The 17256-nt window shown below is 63.0% G+C and carries 21 protein-coding genes; 8 read left to right on the top strand and 13 right to left on the bottom strand.

Annotation, left to right across the window (positions count from 1 at the left end):
• Positions 1-6 precede the first annotated feature (6 nt).
• The 6 genes from cyoB to ASR47_RS14290 are packed head-to-tail and all read left to right on the top strand — an operon-like array spanning position 7 to position 5719.
• Positions 7-2010 (top strand): cytochrome o ubiquinol oxidase subunit I, encoded by a 2004-nt coding sequence (gene cyoB / locus ASR47_RS14315; RefSeq protein ID WP_065308462.1) that lies wholly within the window; start codon positions 7-9, stop codon positions 2008-2010.
• Complete coding sequence (gene cyoC / locus ASR47_RS14310) at positions 2003-2638, top strand: cytochrome o ubiquinol oxidase subunit III (RefSeq protein ID WP_065308461.1); 636 nt, start codon at positions 2003-2005, stop codon at positions 2636-2638. The genes cyoB and cyoC overlap by 8 nt, the downstream gene beginning before the upstream one ends.
• Entirely contained in the window at positions 2635-3030 is a 396-nt protein-coding gene (gene cyoD, locus ASR47_RS14305) for a cytochrome o ubiquinol oxidase subunit IV (protein ID WP_065308460.1), read from the top strand. The genes cyoC and cyoD overlap by 4 nt, the downstream gene beginning before the upstream one ends.
• Entirely contained in the window at positions 3027-3848 is an 822-nt protein-coding gene (locus ASR47_RS14300) for an SURF1 family protein (protein WP_065308459.1), read from the top strand. Before cyoD ends, ASR47_RS14300 begins: the two co-directional genes overlap by 4 nt.
• The gene (locus ASR47_RS14295; protein WP_065308458.1) at positions 3832-5181 is read left to right on the top strand and encodes an ATP-binding protein; all 1350 of its coding nucleotides are present in this window, start codon (positions 3832-3834) and stop codon (positions 5179-5181) included. The genes ASR47_RS14300 and ASR47_RS14295 overlap by 17 nt, the downstream gene beginning before the upstream one ends.
• Position 5182: 1 nt before the next feature.
• Positions 5183-5719, top strand: a complete 537-nt coding sequence (locus ASR47_RS14290) for a response regulator transcription factor (RefSeq protein WP_065308648.1) — start codon at positions 5183-5185, stop codon at positions 5717-5719.
• A 12-nt stretch (positions 5720-5731) separates the two neighbouring features.
• Here the strand turns inward: ASR47_RS14290 and ASR47_RS14285 are convergent, their stop codons facing one another.
• From ASR47_RS14285 to ASR47_RS14235, 11 genes are all read right to left on the bottom strand, one after another.
• A complete protein-coding gene (locus ASR47_RS14285) occupies positions 5732-6211 on the bottom strand; it encodes a GNAT family N-acetyltransferase (RefSeq protein ID WP_245714362.1) in 480 nt (159 codons plus the stop codon).
• Between the two features lie 5 nt (positions 6212-6216).
• A complete protein-coding gene (locus ASR47_RS14280; RefSeq protein WP_065308457.1) occupies positions 6217-6858 on the bottom strand; it encodes a hypothetical protein in 642 nt (213 codons plus the stop codon).
• A 122-nt stretch (positions 6859-6980) separates the two neighbouring features.
• Positions 6981-7343 (bottom strand): hypothetical protein, encoded by a 363-nt coding sequence (locus ASR47_RS14275; RefSeq protein ID WP_065308456.1) that lies wholly within the window; start codon positions 7341-7343, stop codon positions 6981-6983.
• A 21-nt stretch (positions 7344-7364) separates the two neighbouring features.
• A complete protein-coding gene (gene phnE / locus ASR47_RS14270; protein WP_065308455.1) occupies positions 7365-8171 on the bottom strand; it encodes a phosphonate ABC transporter, permease protein PhnE in 807 nt (268 codons plus the stop codon).
• The gene (locus ASR47_RS14265; RefSeq protein ID WP_065308646.1) at positions 8168-8980 is read right to left on the bottom strand and encodes a PhnE/PtxC family ABC transporter permease; all 813 of its coding nucleotides are present in this window, start codon (positions 8978-8980) and stop codon (positions 8168-8170) included. Before ASR47_RS14265 ends, phnE begins: the two co-directional genes overlap by 4 nt.
• Positions 8981-8997: 17 nt before the next feature.
• Positions 8998-9810 carry a phosphonate ABC transporter ATP-binding protein gene (locus ASR47_RS14260; RefSeq protein ID WP_065308454.1) on the bottom strand — a complete coding sequence of 271 codons (813 nt, stop codon included), beginning with the start codon at positions 9808-9810 and terminating at the stop codon, positions 8998-9000.
• A gap of 129 nt (positions 9811-9939) precedes the next feature.
• Positions 9940-10806 (bottom strand): putative selenate ABC transporter substrate-binding protein, encoded by an 867-nt coding sequence (locus ASR47_RS14255; RefSeq protein WP_065308453.1) that lies wholly within the window; start codon positions 10804-10806, stop codon positions 9940-9942.
• A gap of 22 nt (positions 10807-10828) precedes the next feature.
• The gene (selD, locus tag ASR47_RS14250) at positions 10829-11884 is read right to left on the bottom strand and encodes a selenide, water dikinase SelD (RefSeq protein ID WP_065308452.1); all 1056 of its coding nucleotides are present in this window, start codon (positions 11882-11884) and stop codon (positions 10829-10831) included.
• Between the two features lie 5 nt (positions 11885-11889).
• Entirely contained in the window at positions 11890-12981 is a 1092-nt protein-coding gene (mnmH, locus tag ASR47_RS14245) for a tRNA 2-selenouridine(34) synthase MnmH (protein ID WP_065308451.1), read from the bottom strand.
• A 62-nt stretch (positions 12982-13043) separates the two neighbouring features.
• A complete protein-coding gene (locus tag ASR47_RS14240; RefSeq protein WP_065308450.1) occupies positions 13044-13733 on the bottom strand; it encodes an LrgB family protein in 690 nt (229 codons plus the stop codon).
• On the bottom strand, positions 13730-14191 hold the full coding sequence (locus ASR47_RS14235) for a CidA/LrgA family protein (RefSeq protein ID WP_245714350.1): 462 nt from the start codon (positions 14189-14191) through the stop codon (positions 13730-13732). Before ASR47_RS14235 ends, ASR47_RS14240 begins: the two co-directional genes overlap by 4 nt.
• A gap of 98 nt (positions 14192-14289) precedes the next feature.
• Between ASR47_RS14235 and ASR47_RS14230 the strand changes: the two genes are divergently transcribed.
• Positions 14290-15207, top strand: coding sequence for a LysR family transcriptional regulator (locus ASR47_RS14230; protein WP_065308448.1), 918 nt, complete (start codon positions 14290-14292; stop codon positions 15205-15207).
• Positions 15208-15226: 19 nt separating this feature from the next.
• Positions 15227-16051, top strand: a complete 825-nt coding sequence (locus tag ASR47_RS14225; protein WP_171898945.1) for a glutaminyl-peptide cyclotransferase — start codon at positions 15227-15229, stop codon at positions 16049-16051.
• Positions 16052-16211: 160 nt separating this feature from the next.
• Here ASR47_RS14225 and ASR47_RS14220 read toward each other — a convergent pair whose 3' ends face one another.
• Entirely contained in the window at positions 16212-16460 is a 249-nt protein-coding gene (locus ASR47_RS14220; RefSeq protein ID WP_065308447.1) for a DUF3297 family protein, read from the bottom strand.
• 44 nt (positions 16461-16504) lie between these two features.
• Entirely contained in the window at positions 16505-17236 is a 732-nt protein-coding gene (locus ASR47_RS14215; protein ID WP_082988925.1) for an OBAP family protein, read from the bottom strand.
• Positions 17237-17256: the final 20 nt, after the last annotated feature.

Genomic DNA, 17256 nt, shown 5'->3' with positions numbered 1-17256 from the left:
GTAACAATGCTAGACCATATTGATCTGACGAAGCTTATATTCGGCCGTCTGACTTGGGATGCGATTCCATTTCACGAACCTATCCTGCTGGCGACCTTTGCAATGGTCGCCCTGGGCGGCATCGCACTCGTTGCGGCGCTGACGTATTTCCGCGTCTGGGGTACCCTGTGGCGCGACTGGATCACCAGTATCGACCATAAAAAAATCGGCATCATGTACATGATCCTGGGCCTGGTGATGCTGCTGCGCGGCTTTGCCGATGCGCTGATGATGCGTACCCAGCAGGCGATCGCCTTTGGCGACAACGCCGGCTTCCTGCCGCCGCACCACTACGACCAGGTCTTCACCGCCCACGGCGTGATCATGATTTTCTTCGTGGCGATGCCGTTCGTGACGGGCCTGATGAACTACGTGGTGCCGCTGCAAATCGGTGCGCGCGACGTGGCCTTCCCGTTCCTCAACAACTTCAGCTTCTGGATGACCACCATGGGCGCCGTGCTCGTGATGGCCTCGCTGTTCGTCGGCGAGTTCGCGCGTACCGGCTGGCTCGCGTATCCGCCGCTGTCGGGCATCATCGGCAGTCCGGACGTGGGGGTCGACTACTACATCTGGTCCCTGCAGATTGCCGGGGTCGGTACCTTGCTGTCCGGCGTCAACCTGATCGCCACCATCGTCAAGATGCGCGCGCCAGGCATGACCTGGATGCGCATGCCGATCTTCACCTGGACCTCGCTGTGCACCAACATCCTGATCGTTGCCGCTTTCCCGGTGCTGACGGCCGTGCTGGCCATGCTGGCCCTGGACCGTACCGCAGGCTTCAACTTCTTCACCACCGAACTGGGCGGCAACGCCATGATGTACGTCAACCTGATCTGGATCTGGGGCCACCCTGAGGTCTACATCCTGATCCTGCCGCTGTTCGGCGTGTTCTCGGAAGTGGTTGCCACGTTCTGCTCGAAGCGTTTGTTCGGCTACGCCTCGATGGTCTACGCCACCTGCGTCATCATGATCCTGTCCTACCTGGTATGGCTGCACCACTTCTTCACCATGGGTTCTGGCGCCAGCGTCAACTCGTTCTTCGGCATCACGACGATGATCATCTCGATCCCGACCGGCGCGAAGATCTTCAACTGGCTGTTTACCATGTACCGCGGCCGCATCCGTTTTGAACTGCCCATGCTGTGGACGATCGGCTTCATGGTCACCTTCACCATCGGCGGCATGACCGGCGTGCTGCTGGCCGTACCACCGGCCGACTTCGTGCTGCACAACAGCCTGTTCCTGATTGCCCACTTCCATAACGTCATCATTGGCGGCGTGGTGTTCGGCGTGTTTGCCGCGATCAACTACTGGTTCCCGAAAGCCTTCGGCTACAAGCTCGACACCTTCTGGGGCAAATGCTCGTTCTGGTTCTGGTTCGTCGGCTTCTACCTGGCCTTCATGCCGCTGTACGTGCTGGGCCTGATGGGCGTGACGCGTCGCCTGAACCACTTTGAAGATCCATCGCTGCAAATCTGGACCATCATCGCCTGGTTTGGCGCCGTTTCGATCGCACTGGGCATCGGCTCGATGCTGATCCAGTTCTATGTCAGTTTCCGCAACCGTCACGCGCTGCGCGACGTCACCGGCGACCCATGGGGCGGCCGTACGCTGGAATGGTCGACCTCGTCGCCACCGCCAGACTACAACTTCGCGTTCACGCCGCAGGTGCATGAACTCGATGCCTGGACCGACATGAAAAAGCACAACTACGAGCGTCCGACATCGGGCTTCACGAAGATCCACATGCCGAAGAATACCTGGGCAGGTTTCGTGATCGCCGCCTTGAGCGCCGTGGTCGGCTTTGGCCTGATCTGGCAAATGTGGCTGGTGGCCGGTCTCGGCTTCCTGGTGATGCTGGTCACCATCATCGTCCACACCTTTAACTACAAGCGTGATTACTATATTCCGGCGGAAGAAGTTGTCCGTACCGAAAACGCCTACACTAAATTGCTGAGCAGCCATGTCTGAAACCATCGTCCATAACACCGGCGCCCCGGGCGCCGCGGAGCGCCGCAGCTACTTCGTGCGCGAGCACCATCCGGAAAACGGCAGCATGCTCGGTTTCTGGCTCTACCTGATGAGCGATTGCCTGATCTTCGCCTGTCTGTTCGCCACCTACGCCGTGCTGGGCCGCAGCTACGCGGACGGCCCGACCGGCGCCGCGCTGTTCGACCTGCCGCTGGTCGCGCTGAACACGGCCATGCTGCTGCTGTCGTCGATCACGTATGGCTTCGCCATGCTGGCGATGCAGCGCAAGCAATTGGGTAGCACCTTGCTTTGGTTGGGCATCACCGGCGTGTTCGGCGTGGCCTTCCTGTCGCTGGAAATGTACGAGTTCCTGCACCTGATCCATGAAGGCGCCGGCCCGCAGCGCAGTGCCTTCCTGAGCTCGTTCTTTGCGCTGGTCGGTACCCACGGCCTGCACGTGCTGTTCGGCGTGATCTGGCTGGTGACCTTGATGTTCCAGCTGAAAAAGCATGGCCTGACCCCGGAAAACGGCCGTCGCATGATGTGCCTGTCGCTGTTCTGGCACTTCCTGGACGTGATCTGGATCGGCGTCTTCACCTTTGTATACTTGATGGGAGTCCTGCCATGAGCGGTCACGACAATCACCACGGCCACGGCCATGACAGCCACTACCATGACCAGCATGACCATGGCAGCCTGAAAACCTACGCCATCGGCTTTATCCTGTCGGTGATCCTGACGGCCATCCCGTTCTGGCTGGTGATGAACAAAACCATCACCAACTCCGGCACCATGGGTCTGGTCCTGCTGGGCTTTGCGGCGGTGCAAGTGGTGGTGCACATGGTGTACTTCCTGCACATGAACACCAAGTCGGAAGGTGGCTGGAACATGATGGCCTTGATTTTCACTGTCATGATCGTCGTCATCGCGATGGCCGGTTCCTTGTGGGTCATGTACCACATGAACACCAACATGATGCCAAGCATGATGCCTGAAATGAACATGCAATCGGCTTCATGATGCATCAACCGCGCCCAGGCAACACCGGGCGCGCTCCTGGCGCGGCATCGCAAGATGCCGCGCCAGGCCCACGCGGCACGGCCATGCGCACCGCATTGGCCTTGCTTGCGGGGATCGTTTTTGCCGGATTCTGTGCCCTGGGCACCTGGCAAGTCGTGCGCCTGCAATGGAAGCTCGACCTGATCGAGCGCGTCGAACAACGCGTACATGCGCCGGCAACGGCCGCACCTGGACCCGAACGCTGGGCCAGCGTCACGCAGCAAACGGACGAGTACCGCCATGTGCGCCTCGCCGGTACCTATCTCCCCTTATTCAACACCCTGGTCCAGGCGACTACCGAACTTGGCGGCGGCTTCTGGCTGCTCACGCCCTTGCGCCTGGCCGACGGCAGCACCGTCATGATCAACCGCGGCTTCGTGAAAGACCGCAAGGGCATCGCCGCCAGCACGCCGCCGGGCGTGGTCAGCGTCGAAGGTTTGCTGCGCATCAGCGAACCCGCTGGCGGCTTCCTGCGTAAAAACGATGCCGCGAAGCAGCTCTGGTATTCGCGCGACGTGGCGGCCATTGCTCGGTCGCACATGCTGACCGATGTGGCGCCGTATTTTGTCGATGCGGCCAAGGCCCGGGAAAGCGCGCCGGACGCGCCGGTGGGCGGACTGACCGTGATTTCCTTCCACAACAGCCACCTGGTGTATGCCCTGACCTGGTACGCGCTGGCCCTGATGGTGGCCGGCATCAGCTGGTGGATCGTGCGCGAAGAGCGCCGCCGGCGCCGGCGCGCCGGCCATGCACCTGACGATCATGCCGGGCAAGATTGAAATAGTGCCCAACCGCGAAGTGCTCGAGCGCGGTGCGGTGGCGGCCGAGATGGAGCATCCGGCCGGCCACCAGAACATGAAGCTGCTGATCCAGCTGCGCTGGCTGGCCGTGATCGGCCAGATCAGCACCATCTTCGGCGTCGGCGTGGGGTTGGGCATTGCCTTGCCCGTGCCCTATATGCTCGAAGTGCTGTCCTGCCTGATCGCCTTCAACCTGGCCAGCCTGCTGCGCTGGCACGAGCGCCAGCCCGTGTCGAACACGGCGCTGTTCCTGGCCCTGCTGGTCGACGTCACCGTGCTCACGGCCCAGCTCTACCTGAGCGGCGGCATCAGCAATCCGTTTGCCTTCCTGTACCTGCTGCAAGTGATACTCAGCGCCGTGCTGCTGGAGGTGTGGTCGACCTGGATCATGGTGGCCATCACGGGACTGTGCCTGGCCGGCCTGGCCTTGCTGCCCGGCCCCTTGACTTTGCCGATCGACCCCGAGCGCGGTTTTGCCAGCCTGTATGTGCAGGGCCTGTTGATCTGCTTTATGCTCAACGCCGCCTTGCTGGTGTTGTTCATTACCCGCATCAACCGCAACCAGCGCGCCGGCGACGCCAAGGTGGCCGACCTGCGCCAGCGCGCGGCCGAAGAAGAGCACATCATTCGCATGGGGCTGCTGGCGTCGGGCGCCGCGCATGAACTGGGCACGCCGCTGGCCACCTTGTCGGTCATTCTGGGCGACTGGCGCCGCATGCCCGAACTGAGCAAGAACAGCGAGATGCTGGAAGAAATCACCGAAATGCAGGCCCAGTTGCAGCGCTGCAAGAGCATCGTCAGCGGCATTTTATTGTCGGCCGGCGAGGCGCGCGGGGAATCTTCCGTGAAAACCACGATCAATACCTTCCTGGACGACCTGGCGCAGGAATGGCGCAGCAGCCGGCCCATCCACCATTTCGAATACGACAATCGCATCGAGGATGACGTGCCGGTGGTGTTCGACTCGACCCTGAAACAGACTATCTGCAACGTGCTCGACAATGCACTGGAAGCGTCGCCCGACTGGCTGCGTTTCGAAGCCACGCGCGAAGCCGATGCGCTGCACCTGGTGGTGACGGACGCCGGCCCCGGCTTCGCGCCGGCCATGCTGAACCATATCGGCAAGCCTTACCAGTCGACCAAGGGCAAGCCGGGCAGCGGCCTGGGCCTGTTCCTGGTGGTCAACGTGGCGCGCACCCTGGGTGGCACCGTGACGGCGCGCAACCGGGTGCAGGGCGGGGCGGCCGTGCACCTGGCGCTGCCGCTGGCGGCGATCAAACTGGAAAGAGAAAGCGACCATCATGTCAACTGAACTGGCTGCCGACCGGCTGCTGCTGATCATCGAAGACGACGCCGCCTTTGCGCGCACCCTGGGCCGCTCGTTCGAACGGCGCGGCTACCAGGTGATCCTGGCCACCAATTTCGACGAGGCCAAAGCCCTGCTGGAACTGCATTGCCCCGACTACGCCGTGGTCGACCTGAAACTGAACGGCAACACCTCGGGCCTGGCCTGCGTGCAGATGCTGCACCAGCACGACCCGGAAATGCTGATCGTCGTGCTGACCGGCTACGCCAGCATCGGCACGGCCGTCGAAGCGATCAAGCTGGGCGCCTGCCAGTACCTGGCCAAGCCGTCCAACACCGACGATATCGAAGCGGCCTTCGGCCACGTGGCCGGTGCGGCCGAAATCGAACTGAGCAGCCGCGCCACCAATATCAAGACCCTGGAATGGGAACGCATCCATGAGATGCTGGCCGAGACCGATTTCAATATTTCGGAGACGGCGAGGCGGCTCGGCATGCACCGCAGGACGCTGGCGAGGAAGCTGGAGAAGCAGCGGGTGAAGTAGGGCACCGCTGCCTCAGGCGGCCAGCCACTCCATCTTCTGCACCTGGATATGCGGATGACTGTCCAGCGCCTCCCATTGCGGCAGGAACACAAATCCCTGCTTTTGGTAGAATGCCGCCGCCCGAAGATTATCCTGCGACACATCGAGCACGAGCCGGCCATGTCCGCCGGCCAGGCACAGCTGCTTGACCGCATCGACCAATCTTGCGGCAATGTCCGTGCCGCGATACTCTCGCTGGACCCACATCGCCTGCAGGCTGGATTCTCCCTTGGCATCAACCACCTGGGCAGCAAGGCCGGCCGGCTGGCCATCCACATAGGCCAGCAAGAAAGTGCGCTGCGGCGTGCTGGCCGCGCGGTGCTGCCAATCGGCGTCCGTGAACGCGGCCGCGCTGGCGTGGCTGGCGCCGAACGCGGTCGGCACATCGAGCAGGGCGGCCAGGCGCACCGCTTTCAGGTCGCGCCAGTCGGCCAGTGCGGCAGGGCGGATCACGATGCTCAATTGAACACGATCGCCGTCTTGTGCGCGATGCTGAGGCGGCATGCTTCATAGGCCGCCAGCCAGGCCGCCAGTTCGCGGTGCAGCCCGTCTTCCGCCTCGATGCGTGCATTGACGCGCTCGGCTTCATCGTCACCGAGCTCGTCGCCCAGCAAAAAGATGCCCAGCGCCGGCGCAACCGTCACCAGCTCTTCGCGCAGCTTGTACGATGAGCCCAGCATGCCACCGAGCAGCGGATGCTCGTCGTCGGCAAAGATCACCTCATCGAACACGATCGGAAAGTAGAACCCCTCGCAGTCCGAATGACAGATCAAATGGCTGTCGAACATGGTCATGGCGTCGTCGAGCACCGGGTCCTCGCCCGGCTCTTCGCCTTCAGGCAAGGGCGTCGCGCGCCACTGTCCGTCGAGCGCCGCATGCGCATAGGCGCGGCGCAGGTAATGCAGAAAGCTGTAGGGGAAGGAGTCCAGCATGGCCCGTGAATTGCGTTCCGGCAGCGCCGCCGGTTCCGTGTGCAGCGGCAGGCCCGCCTGTTGCAGCAACACATTCGCTTCGCCCATGGCGTCCTGCACCCACTGCGCGCCTTCCGGGTCTTCCTGCTGCAAGTCGGCCAGTGCGCCAACTGAAATTGCCAATCCCATGCTGTGTTTCCTTGTTTAGTCTGTGTAAATGGTGCCAGCGGCTGCTTGCATTGCCTGCACAATATTAGCATTTCCCAAAAGGACTTTTTGGAGAAAACCTCGCACTGTGTTGACCGTTTCGCTTACGACTGATCCCACACCTCAACGAGCAGCATCTGCTCGTGCGCGCAGGCGTCGATCCGGTCCTGGTGCACGGTCGCGCTGCCTTTCCAGGCCGATGGTTCGGGACCGTCGAAGTGACCGAGGTGTTCCCTGATGCCGCGCGCCAGGATCGGCAGGATCTCGCTGGCCGGCGCCGTAAAACGGTTCGGATAGCCATTGAAGCTGTGTTGCTCAGCCTTGCCTTGCTTGCACAACGCCACTATCCAGTCCATGCCGCCAAGGCCGGATTCCCAGGTCGCCAGGGTCGCTTCCTTGTTGCCGGCGCCGGGCAGGGCGCGCTGCGCCAGCGTTTCAGTTGTAATGACAGTCCACCATCCCAGCATAGGTTTGCTCCTTGTGTTCGTTTATCGGGTCATCGCGCGGCGCAGCACGTAGCTGAGGCCGTCGACGGCCGCCACCATCAGCAGCATGGCGATAATCACGGTGGCGGCCTGCTGCATCTGGAACAGCGACAAATGGTATTTCAGCATTTGCCCCAGGCCGCCGGCGCCGACCACGCCCAGGATGGCGGCGGCGCGGATATTGTTTTCCCAGCGGTACAGCGTGTAGGACATCATTTGCGGGCTGCACTGCGGCAAGGTCGCGTACAGGAAAGCGACGGCCGGGCGCACGCCGTTGATGCGCAAGGTGGCGGCCGGCAGCGGCGGGCAATTCTCGAAGGCATCGGCAAACAGCCGGCCCAGCACGCCCACCGTGTGCAGCGCCAGCGCCAGGGTGCCGGCGAACGGGCCCAGGCCGGCGGCGATCAGCAAAATGGACGCCCACACCAGTTCGGGGATGGAGCGCAAGACGTTCAAAAAGCCACGCGTGACATTGCGCGCCAGCACGCCGAAGCGGCCGCTGGCGGGCAGGGCCAGCAAAGCGCCCAGGATGGCGGCGATGACCGTGCCAATGGCCGACATGGCCAGGGTTTCAAAGGTGGCGATGCCGACTTTGGCGAGGAAGCCGGGGGCGAGCTCCGGCGGCGCGAAGCCGTGCAGGAAGTCCAGGGTGGTGCGGATCGCCTCGCTGCTGAAGAACTCGCCCCATTTCAGGGGCAGGCTGGCAAAGCTGGCGACGACCAATAGCACCAGGCCGGCCAGCAGGGTCCAGGTCGACCAGCGTACCGGTGCGGCAACCGGCAGCGGCGGCAAAGTAAAATCGTGCTTCATGCCAGCCTCCGGCGCAGCATGGCGGACACCGCATCGGCGCCGGCCACCAGCAGCACGAACACCATCAGCATGGTGGCCAGCTCGCTGCCGGCCATCATCTTCATCGATTCATCCATGCGCTGGCCCAGGCCGCCGGCGCCGACAAAACCCATGACGACCGAGCCACGGATCGCGCATTCCCAGCGGTAAATCGTGTACGACACCAGCTCGGCGGCCGACTCGGGCAGGGCGCCATACAGCAGCGCGGCCAGGCGCGGGCTGCCATTGTTCAGCAAGGCATTGCAGGCCGAGGCGTCCGACGATTCGAGGATTTCGGCGTAGACCTTGCCCAGCATGCCACAATAGGTCAGGGCAATCGCGATCACGCCCGCCGTGGGCCCGAGGCCGACAATGCGCACCAGCAGCAGCGCCCACACCAGTTCCGGCACGCTGCGCAGCAACACCAGCAGGGCGCGCACGCCATGGCGCAGCGTTGCGGCCAGTGGCGAGACCTTGCCCGTGCCGATGCGCGAGACCGACAGCTGTTCCGTCACCAGCAGGGTCAAGGGAATGGCGCCCAGCATGGCCAGCGCCATGCCGGCCGTCGCCATGGCGATGGTTTCCCAGCTCGACACCAGCACCAGCTGCAGAAATTCGGCCGAGTGGGCGGGCGGCACAAAGCTGGACAGAAAATTCCAGGTCGCTTCCAGGCTTTGCGCGTCCCATAAAATCCAGGGCTTGAATTCGGCCTGCACCAGCATCGGCCACAAGACGATGACCATGACGGCCGCGGTAATAAGCCGTCCGCGCCAGGCCGGGTCGCGCGGCATCAGGCTTTTTGATGCCGTCAGCAATGCGGCCTCGCCGGCTCGAGTTGTTCAGGTGCGGAATCGAAGCCGGGCGCCGGGTCCGCCTTGTTTTTATACAGCGCCGCAATCATCGCGTCGGTGACCTGCGTGGCGGGTGCATCGAACACCACCTGGCCGTCGCGCAGGCCGATCATGCGCGGGAAGCAGGCGCGCGCGATCTCGACCTGGTGCAGGCTGCAGATCAGCGTCGCCTTGCGCGCCGTGGCTTCTTCCTGCAACACGGCGATCGTCTGCACGGCCAGGGTCGGGTCGAGCGCGGACAAGGGTTCGTCAACCAGGAACACTTGCGCGTTCGACACCAGCGCGCGCGCCATGCCGCAGCGCTGGCGTTCGCCGCCGGACAGGCGGTCGACGCGTGCATACAATTTGTCTTGCAGATTGAACCGGCCCAGCGCTTCCCAGGCGGCGCGCGGGTGCGTCGGCGCCACCAGCGAACGGATCGCCGTCCACAGGGTCCATTGCGGCAGGCGGCCAGCCAGCACGGCGTTGACCACGCGCTGGCGCGGCGGCAGCGGCGGGGTTTGCGGCGCCAGGAACAAGCGCGCGCGCAGGGCGTGGCGCTCACGGCTGGCCAGTTGCCACGGCGACTTGCCCAGAATAGTCAGGCTGCCCGATGCGGGGCGCAAGGCGCAGGCCAGCGTATGCAGCAAGCTGGTCTTGCCGGCGCCCGACGGGCCGATCAGGGCGATCTGTTCACCTTGCGCCACGTCCAGGCTCAGTTCGTGCAGCGCCAGCGCATTGCCGGCGGCGCCCGCATGGTGGACGCTGACCTTGTGAAGTTGGAATGTCATGCGATGTATCGGTTTGGGGTGGGGTTTGTCGGATTACGCCCTTCGGGCTAATCCGACCTACGCGACGCTCAAGCATGCGTAGGTCGGATTAGCATAGCGTCATCCGACAAGATTCGACGGCGACGACGATTATTTCAACAACTTCGCATCACGCGCAGCCGCTTCGATATCCTTGTAGTTCTCGGCCTTGGTCGGAATAAACTTGGTGGCGCGCTGCAGTTCCAGGATTTCCTTGCCTTCAGGCGTGGACGGGTCCAGCGCCAGGAACGCGTCGGTCAGCTTCTGGCGCACGACCGGGTTCATGTCCGAGCGCACGCTCCAGTTGTAGTCGTAATAGCCTGGCGTGGTGTAGAACACGCGTACCTTGGCCGGGTCGACTTTTTTCGATTCGACCAGCTTTTCCCATACCGAGATATTCAAGGTGCCCGCGTCGACCTTGCCGCCGGCCACGGCCGCCACGGTGGCGTCATGCGCGCCCGAGAAAGCGATGCGCTTCATGTCGGTGTCAGGATTGATCTTGGCGGCCAGCAGGTAGTAGCGCGGCATCAGATGGCCCGAGGTCGACGACTCGGAACCGAAAGTGAAATTCTTGCCTTTCAGGTCGGCCAGGGTGTTGATGTCCTTGCTGGTGGTCACGAATACCGAGCGGAACTTGGTGTCTTCCTCGCGCTGCACCAGCGGCACGATCTTGCCGCCGCTGCGCACGTTGGCCTGCACGAAGGTAAAGCCGCCGAACCAGACCATGTCCAGCTTGTGGTTGATCAGACCTTCGACGGAGGCAGCGTAATCGGTAACCGGCGTAAATTCCACCTTCATGCCCAGCTTTTTCTCCAGGTAGCTGCCCAGCGGCTTGAACTTGCGCTGCAATTCGGTCGGCGCTTCGTCGGGAATGGCCGATACGCGCAACACTTGCTGCGCCTGCGCGATGCCGCTGTGAATCGCCAGGGTAGCGGCGACGGTGGCCAGGATGGCGGGGAATTTGGCGAATTTGGTCATGGTTTTACCTTGTTGATGAAAATTAAAATACGGAAACGCCGCTCGTGCCTGCCTGCATCTCGCCGATGACGGTGGCGTGCGCAAAACCTTCGGCGCGGAAAATCGCCAGCACCTGTTCGACCGCTTCCGGCGCGCACGACACCAGCAGCGGGCCGGCCGTCTGCGGGTCGGTCAGGATGGCCTGGTCGACGGCGTTCAGGGACGGGGCCAGTTGCACGTGCGCGCCATAGCCCTGCCAGTTGCGTGCGGAGGCGCCCGTGATATTGCCCCGGTCGGCCAGTTGCTGCACTTGCGGCAGCAGCGGCACGTCAGCGAGCGCAATGCGCGCCTGCAGCCCGGCGCCGCGCGCCAGCTCCAGCGTATGGCCCAGCAGGCCAAAGCCGGTGACGTCGGTCAGCGCATGCACGCCGTCGAGCAGGGCAAGTTTCTTGCCTGGGGTATTGAGTTTGGTGGTGTTTTCTATCATCGCCGCGTAGCCGTCGGCGTCCAGCGCATGCTTTTTCAGGGCCGCCGACAAGATGCCCACGCCGATCGGTTTGCCCAGCACCAGTTTGTCGCCGGCGCGCGCGCCCGCATTGCGCTTGACTTGCGACGGATGCACCAGGCCCAGCACGACCAGCCCATAGATCGGCTCGACCGAATCGATGGTATGGCCGCCGGCGATCGGAATGCCGGCCTGGGCGCAGACGGTTTCGCCGCCTTTCAAGATCAGGCCGATGGTTTCCACCGGCAGCTTGTTGATCGGCATGCCGACCAGGGCCAGCGCCATGATGGGCGTGCCGCCCATGGCGTAGACGTCGGAAATGGCGTTGGTGGCGGCGATGCGGCCAAAGTCGAACGGGTCGTCGACGATGGGCATGAAGAAATCGGTGGTGGCGATCAGCGCCTGCTCGTCGTTGAGCTGGTAGACGGCGGCGTCATCGGCCGTCTCGATGCCGACCAGCAGTTCCTTGGGTATCGGAAAACCGCCGCTGCCTTTCAGGATATCGGCCAGCACGCCGGGCGCGATCTTGCAGCCGCAGCCGCCGCCATGGGCAAATTCGGTCAATCGGATCGGTGCTGTAATGTTATCGGACATGGGAGTCAGTTCCTGCTGATGTTGGTGTTGTTGCTGACGATAGTACACAAGCTGAGAGCAGCTTGCTTAAAAGCAGCATCGGAGATATCGGCCAGCACCAGAGGCGCGGCCTGCTGGTAGCGCACGAAGTTGCGCCTGATCGACTGCAAATAGCCGGGGTCGTAGTGCTGCACCAGCAGTTCTTCGACCAGTTCGGTCATGCGCCCGGCCAGTGCCAGCTGCTGCCAGTGAGCGATTTTTTCGCGGCCGTGCAGCTGTGTGAGCAACGCCAGTTGCCCATTGAGTTTTTCAGGGTCGCCAACGAAGTGTTCATAGTCTTCCATCAGCAACTGCACGCGGTGGCTGGTCGACAGTTGCACCGCCGTGCAGTCGGCGGCGCGCATCTTGTCCATCAGCGCGTCGGGCACGCGCAGGCGTCCGACCTTCTTGCTTTCCGACTCGATAAACACGGGTTTGGCCGCGTCAAACTGACGCAGTTGCTGCCACAGGCCGCTTTCGAACGCCTTTTGCGAGGGTTGATCCGCCTCGGGCAAGCCGCCCAGCACCGAGCCGCGGTGGGCCGCCAATTGCTCCAGGTCGATCACCTGCGCGCCTTGCTTGTCGAGCACCTGCAGCAGCCGGCTCTTGCCGCTGCCGGTAGGGCCGCACAGCACATTGATGAAATCGAATGCCGCCGGCAGGGTCGCCAGCTCGGCATTCACATGGCGGCGGTATTCCTTGTAGCCGCCGTCGAGCTGGACCACCGGCCAGCCGATGCGCGCCAGGATATGCGCCATGGCGCCGCTGCGATTGCCGCCACGCCAGCAATACACGAGCGGCTTCCATGATTGCGGATGGCCAAGAAAATGGGTGTCGATATGCTGCGCGATATTTTTCGCGATCAGCGCCGCACCGACTTTCTTTGCTTCGAAGGCGCTGGTCTGCTTGTAGAGCGTACCGACCCTGATGCGCTCGTCGTCGTACAGCACCGGCAGGTTGATGGCGCCCGGCAAGTGATCCTCGGCAAATTCGGACGGGCTGCGCACGTCGATAATCGCATCGAACGCAGGCAGCTGCGGCAGGATCTCGGCAAAGGGCAAAACTGCGGGGTATTTCATCGTGGCGGCGCCGGGAGAGTGGTGGAGCCGTATTATCCCCGATAACCGCTGCCGGCGGGGGCTCAGCCCAGGAGATGTCCGATGACGGGCGCCAGCAGCACCGTGACCACGCCCGAGAAAATCATGGTCAGGCTGGCCACCGCGCCTTCTTCCGTGCCGGCGCTGCGCGCCACCGACAGGCCGAAGCCGTGCGCGGCCGCGCCGTACGGGGCGCCACGGGCGATGCGCATGCGCAGCGGCAGCAGTTTCAGCAGCGGTTTGCCCAGCATCAGGCCGAACAGGCCCGTCATCACCACGAAGATGCCGGTCAGCTGGGCCGAGCCACCCATCTGGCGCGACGCTTCCAGCGCAAACGGCGTGGACACGGAGCGCGCCAGCAGGCTGCGCGCCATGTCGCCATGCACGCCCAGCAGGCGGTCGAGCAGCAAGGTGGCGGCGATGGAGGCCGCGATGCCGGCGCAACTGCCCAGCGACAGGGCCAGCCAGTGCTTGCGGATCAGCTTGCGTTCCTGGAAGATCGGCAGCGCAAACGCCACAGTTGCCGGCCCCAGCAACCAGGGCAGCCAGCGCGTTTCGCCAAAATAGGTGTCGAACGGCGTGGCCGTGGCCTGCACGATGATGATCAGAATGGCCGAGGTGCAGATCGCCGGCGTCAGCAGCAAGTGCGGATGGCGGCGATGCAGCGCCTGGTTGGCGTAGAACAGCACCAGGGTCAGCAGCAAAAACAGCAAGGACAGCAGCACGGTGTTCATGCGGGCCTCCTGGCCGCACGCTGGCGCAGCAGCTTTTTCAGGCGCAACTGGCGTTCGTAACGGCAGACCCATTCCACGGTAAAGGCGGTTGCCAGCATCACGCAGGCAAAGCCGAGCCCGATATCGAACAGCAAGATCAATCCCTTGGCCCTGATCAGATCGGTAAATTGCACCACCGACACCACCAGCGGGATAAAAAACAGCAGCATATTGGCCAGCAGCCAGTTGGCGCCCAGCTCCACGGCAGCCGGCTTCACCACGCCGGTCGCCAGCAGCAGCACCAGCAGGAACAGGCCCACCACGCCGCCCGAGAACGGCAGGTGCAGGCTGGCCGCCGCCTGGTCGGCTGCCCACCAGGCGGCAATCACGATGGCCACCTGCCACAGCGTTCGTGCGGGCCGGCGCCAGGCGGGAGCGGCGGCCATCGGCAAGTCGGTTGTGGAACAAGTGGCGTGCATGGCGAACTTTCAAGATCTGAGGATTTTATTGTAGGCGCCCACGATTAAAAGATAAAATGACTTAAACTTATGAAGTTCATTCGATATTGGAATGCATGATGGATATCCGCTCCTTGCGCTACTTCGTGGAAGTGGTGGAACAAAACAGCTTTACGCGCGCCGCCAGCCGGCTGCACGTCACGCAGCCCACCGTCAGCAAGATGGTCGCCCAGCTGGAACAGTCGCTGGATTTGATGCTGCTTGACCGGGTAGGCAAGCGCTTTACGCTGACCGACGCCGGCAAGGTGGTGCTGTCGCGCGCGCATGAGCTGCTGGCCCTGCATGCGGAACTGAAGGTGGAACTGCGCGACCTGCAGCAATTGGAACGTGGCGAATTGCGCGTCGGCGTGTCGCCGCAAACGCATATGGCCATCGCGTCGTGGCTGGCCGAGTACCACCAGCGCTATCCGGGCATCGAACTGAAAATGGTCGAATGCGGCACGCAGGCCATCGAGCGCGATTTGCGCAAGGGCACGATCGAGCTCGGCACCATGCTCGACTACCCCGGCAATGCGGCGACCTGGCAGGACTTCGAGGCGCTGCCGCTGGTGCGCTCGCCGCTGTGCCTGCTCGCACCGCGCAATTCTCCCTGGCAGGGGCGGCAGACGGTGCTGCTGGCCGAACTGGCCGACAGCCCCTTCGTGTTCTATGGGGATGCGTTTGCGCTCAACGAAATCGTGCTGGATGCCTGCCAGCGCGCCGGTTTCGTGCCGCGCATTACCAGCCGCAGCGGCCAGTGGGACTTTATCGCCTCGCTGGTGCGCCTGGGCGTGGGCATCTGCCTGCTGCCGAAGATGTTTTGCGACACCCTGGACGCTGGCGACTTCACCATCGTGCCGCTGGCCGATCCGGCGCTGGAGTGGAATCTGATGCTGGCCTGGCGCCGCGCCGGGCGCTTGTCGTTTGCCGCGCGCGCCTGGCTGGACCTGGTGCGCTCGCATATGCTCAGTGAAGCCGCCCCAGTGCGATTACAATAGGCGACCGCAACTATTTTCCATGAATATGTACACCACCGTCACGGCCAAACTCAGGCGCACCTCCACATCCTTGCTGCTGGGCCTGGCATGCACGGTCGGGCTGATGGGCGAAATGGGTTATGCCCAGGCCGCCATTCCCGTCTACGGTTTTCTGGTCAAAAATACCTATCCGCACGACCCGCGCGCCTTCACCCAGGGTCTGCTGTTCAAGGACGGCCACCTGTATGAAAGCACGGGCCAGAACGGCCAGTCCTCCTTGCGCAAGGTTGAGCTGAAGACGGGCAGGGTGCTGCAGCGCGAGATGCTCGATCAAAGCGTGTTTGGCGAAGGCATTACGGACATCGGCGACGAGATCCTGGCGCTGACCTGGACTTCGCAGACCGGCTATGTGTTCGACCAGAAAACCTTCAAACTGAAGCGCAAGTTCGAGTACAAGGGCGAAGGCTGGGGCCTGGCCAGCGATGCAAAATATGTCTACATGAGCGATGGCAGCGCCGCCATCCGCGTGCTGAACCCGAAAACCCTGGCCGAAGTGCGCCGCTTCGACGTCAAGGCCGAAGGCAAGCCCATCGAGCGCCTGAACGAACTGGAAATCGTCGACGGCCAACTGTACGCCAACGTCTGGGGTGCCGACGTGATCGCCCGCATCGACCCGGCCAGCGGCAAGGTGGTGGGCTGGATCGACCTGACGGGCCTGCTGCCGCCCGAGCAGCGCGGCACCGCCAACCCCGACGCCGTGCTCAATGGCATCGCCTGGGACAAGCACGGCAAACGCCTGTTTGTGACCGGCAAGCTGTGGCCCAAGCTGTTCGAAATCGAGCTGATCGAAATCCAGCGGCACTGACGGCATGCCGTGTATTGCCTCGCTAGCAGGCCCTGCGCCGCGCGCCGCCGCACAGGCGCAAACATCACCTGCGGCGTGGTTTAAAACCTGAAAGCTACACGCAAAAAAGGCCGAACGCGTCGGCCTTTTGCATGCAGGTGAACAAGAGCCAGCGCAAGTATCAGCGGTAGAACGCTTCGACCTTGCCTTTCAGTTTGATCTGCAGCGGACGGCCGCGGCGGTCCAGCGACTTGGTCGAGGCAACCTTGATCCAGCGTTCGCTGATGCAATATTCTTCGACGTCGAGGCGTTCCTTGTCGTTGAACTTGATGCCCACGTCGTTTTCAAACACGGCGGCGACGTGATAAGGGCTGCTGGGATCGATCGACAGGCGATCGGGCAATGGGGGTAAGGTAGTGGTATCGTTCATGGCCGTAATTATCGCCCAGAATGCCTTGCACGACAACCGGCTCGCTAGTGCGTGCTGCCGGCCGGGTCCTGCAACTGTATCACTTTGCCATGCTGCCAGGCATCGGCGCCCGCGTCGATGGCCGGCGCGGCAATATCCTGGCGCTGGCGGCGCTTGTCGGCCGACTGCACCTTGAAACGCGCATCGCGCGCCGCCACCATGGCCGCGTCGGCCTGGCCATCCTGCGTAAAACCCATCATCAGCTGCGGCACGCCCAGCGGCAGTTGCTGACGCCGATCCGTATGCCAGGTATGCCAGGTCTTGCCATACGTGCCCACCAGTTTTTGCATCAGCGCCTTTTCGGCCGCCTCTGGAATGCCGGGCGCGATCAGCTGGCCCGATTTGACTTCATGCACATGGCTGTGCCACAGCGTTTTTTCGGCTGGCGGCAGGCCCTGGAACAGCTTGCCGCTGACGATGTATTCCACTCCCATCAGTTTCGCATCCCGGACATTGCCATCATAGATCACGCACTGGATCACGTCGTCATTGACGATGGCGCAATAGTGATGGGCTTCCATCTGGCTTTTCATATTGCCACTGTAAAAATGAAAGCCGTCGAGGTAGGCGTTCAGCGCGTCGATTGGCGGCTTGTCCTGCAGCACCGCTGCGCCCGCGTCGAGGCTGCGCGTGGCGACGCTGGCGGCATTGCCTGGGGCGTTGACGGGCGACTGCGGGGCCTGGTCGCCGCAGGCGGCAAGCAGCGCGCACAGGGAAAAAATACGGGCAAGCTGCACGGCGTGGCCTCTTCATCATT

This window comes from Janthinobacterium psychrotolerans, assembly GCF_001677885.1.
Taxonomy (GTDB): Bacteria; Pseudomonadota; Gammaproteobacteria; order Burkholderiales; family Burkholderiaceae_D; genus Janthinobacterium; species Janthinobacterium psychrotolerans.
Note: the sequence above shows the minus strand (reverse complement) of the source record. Positions and strands in the feature narration are given on the sequence as shown.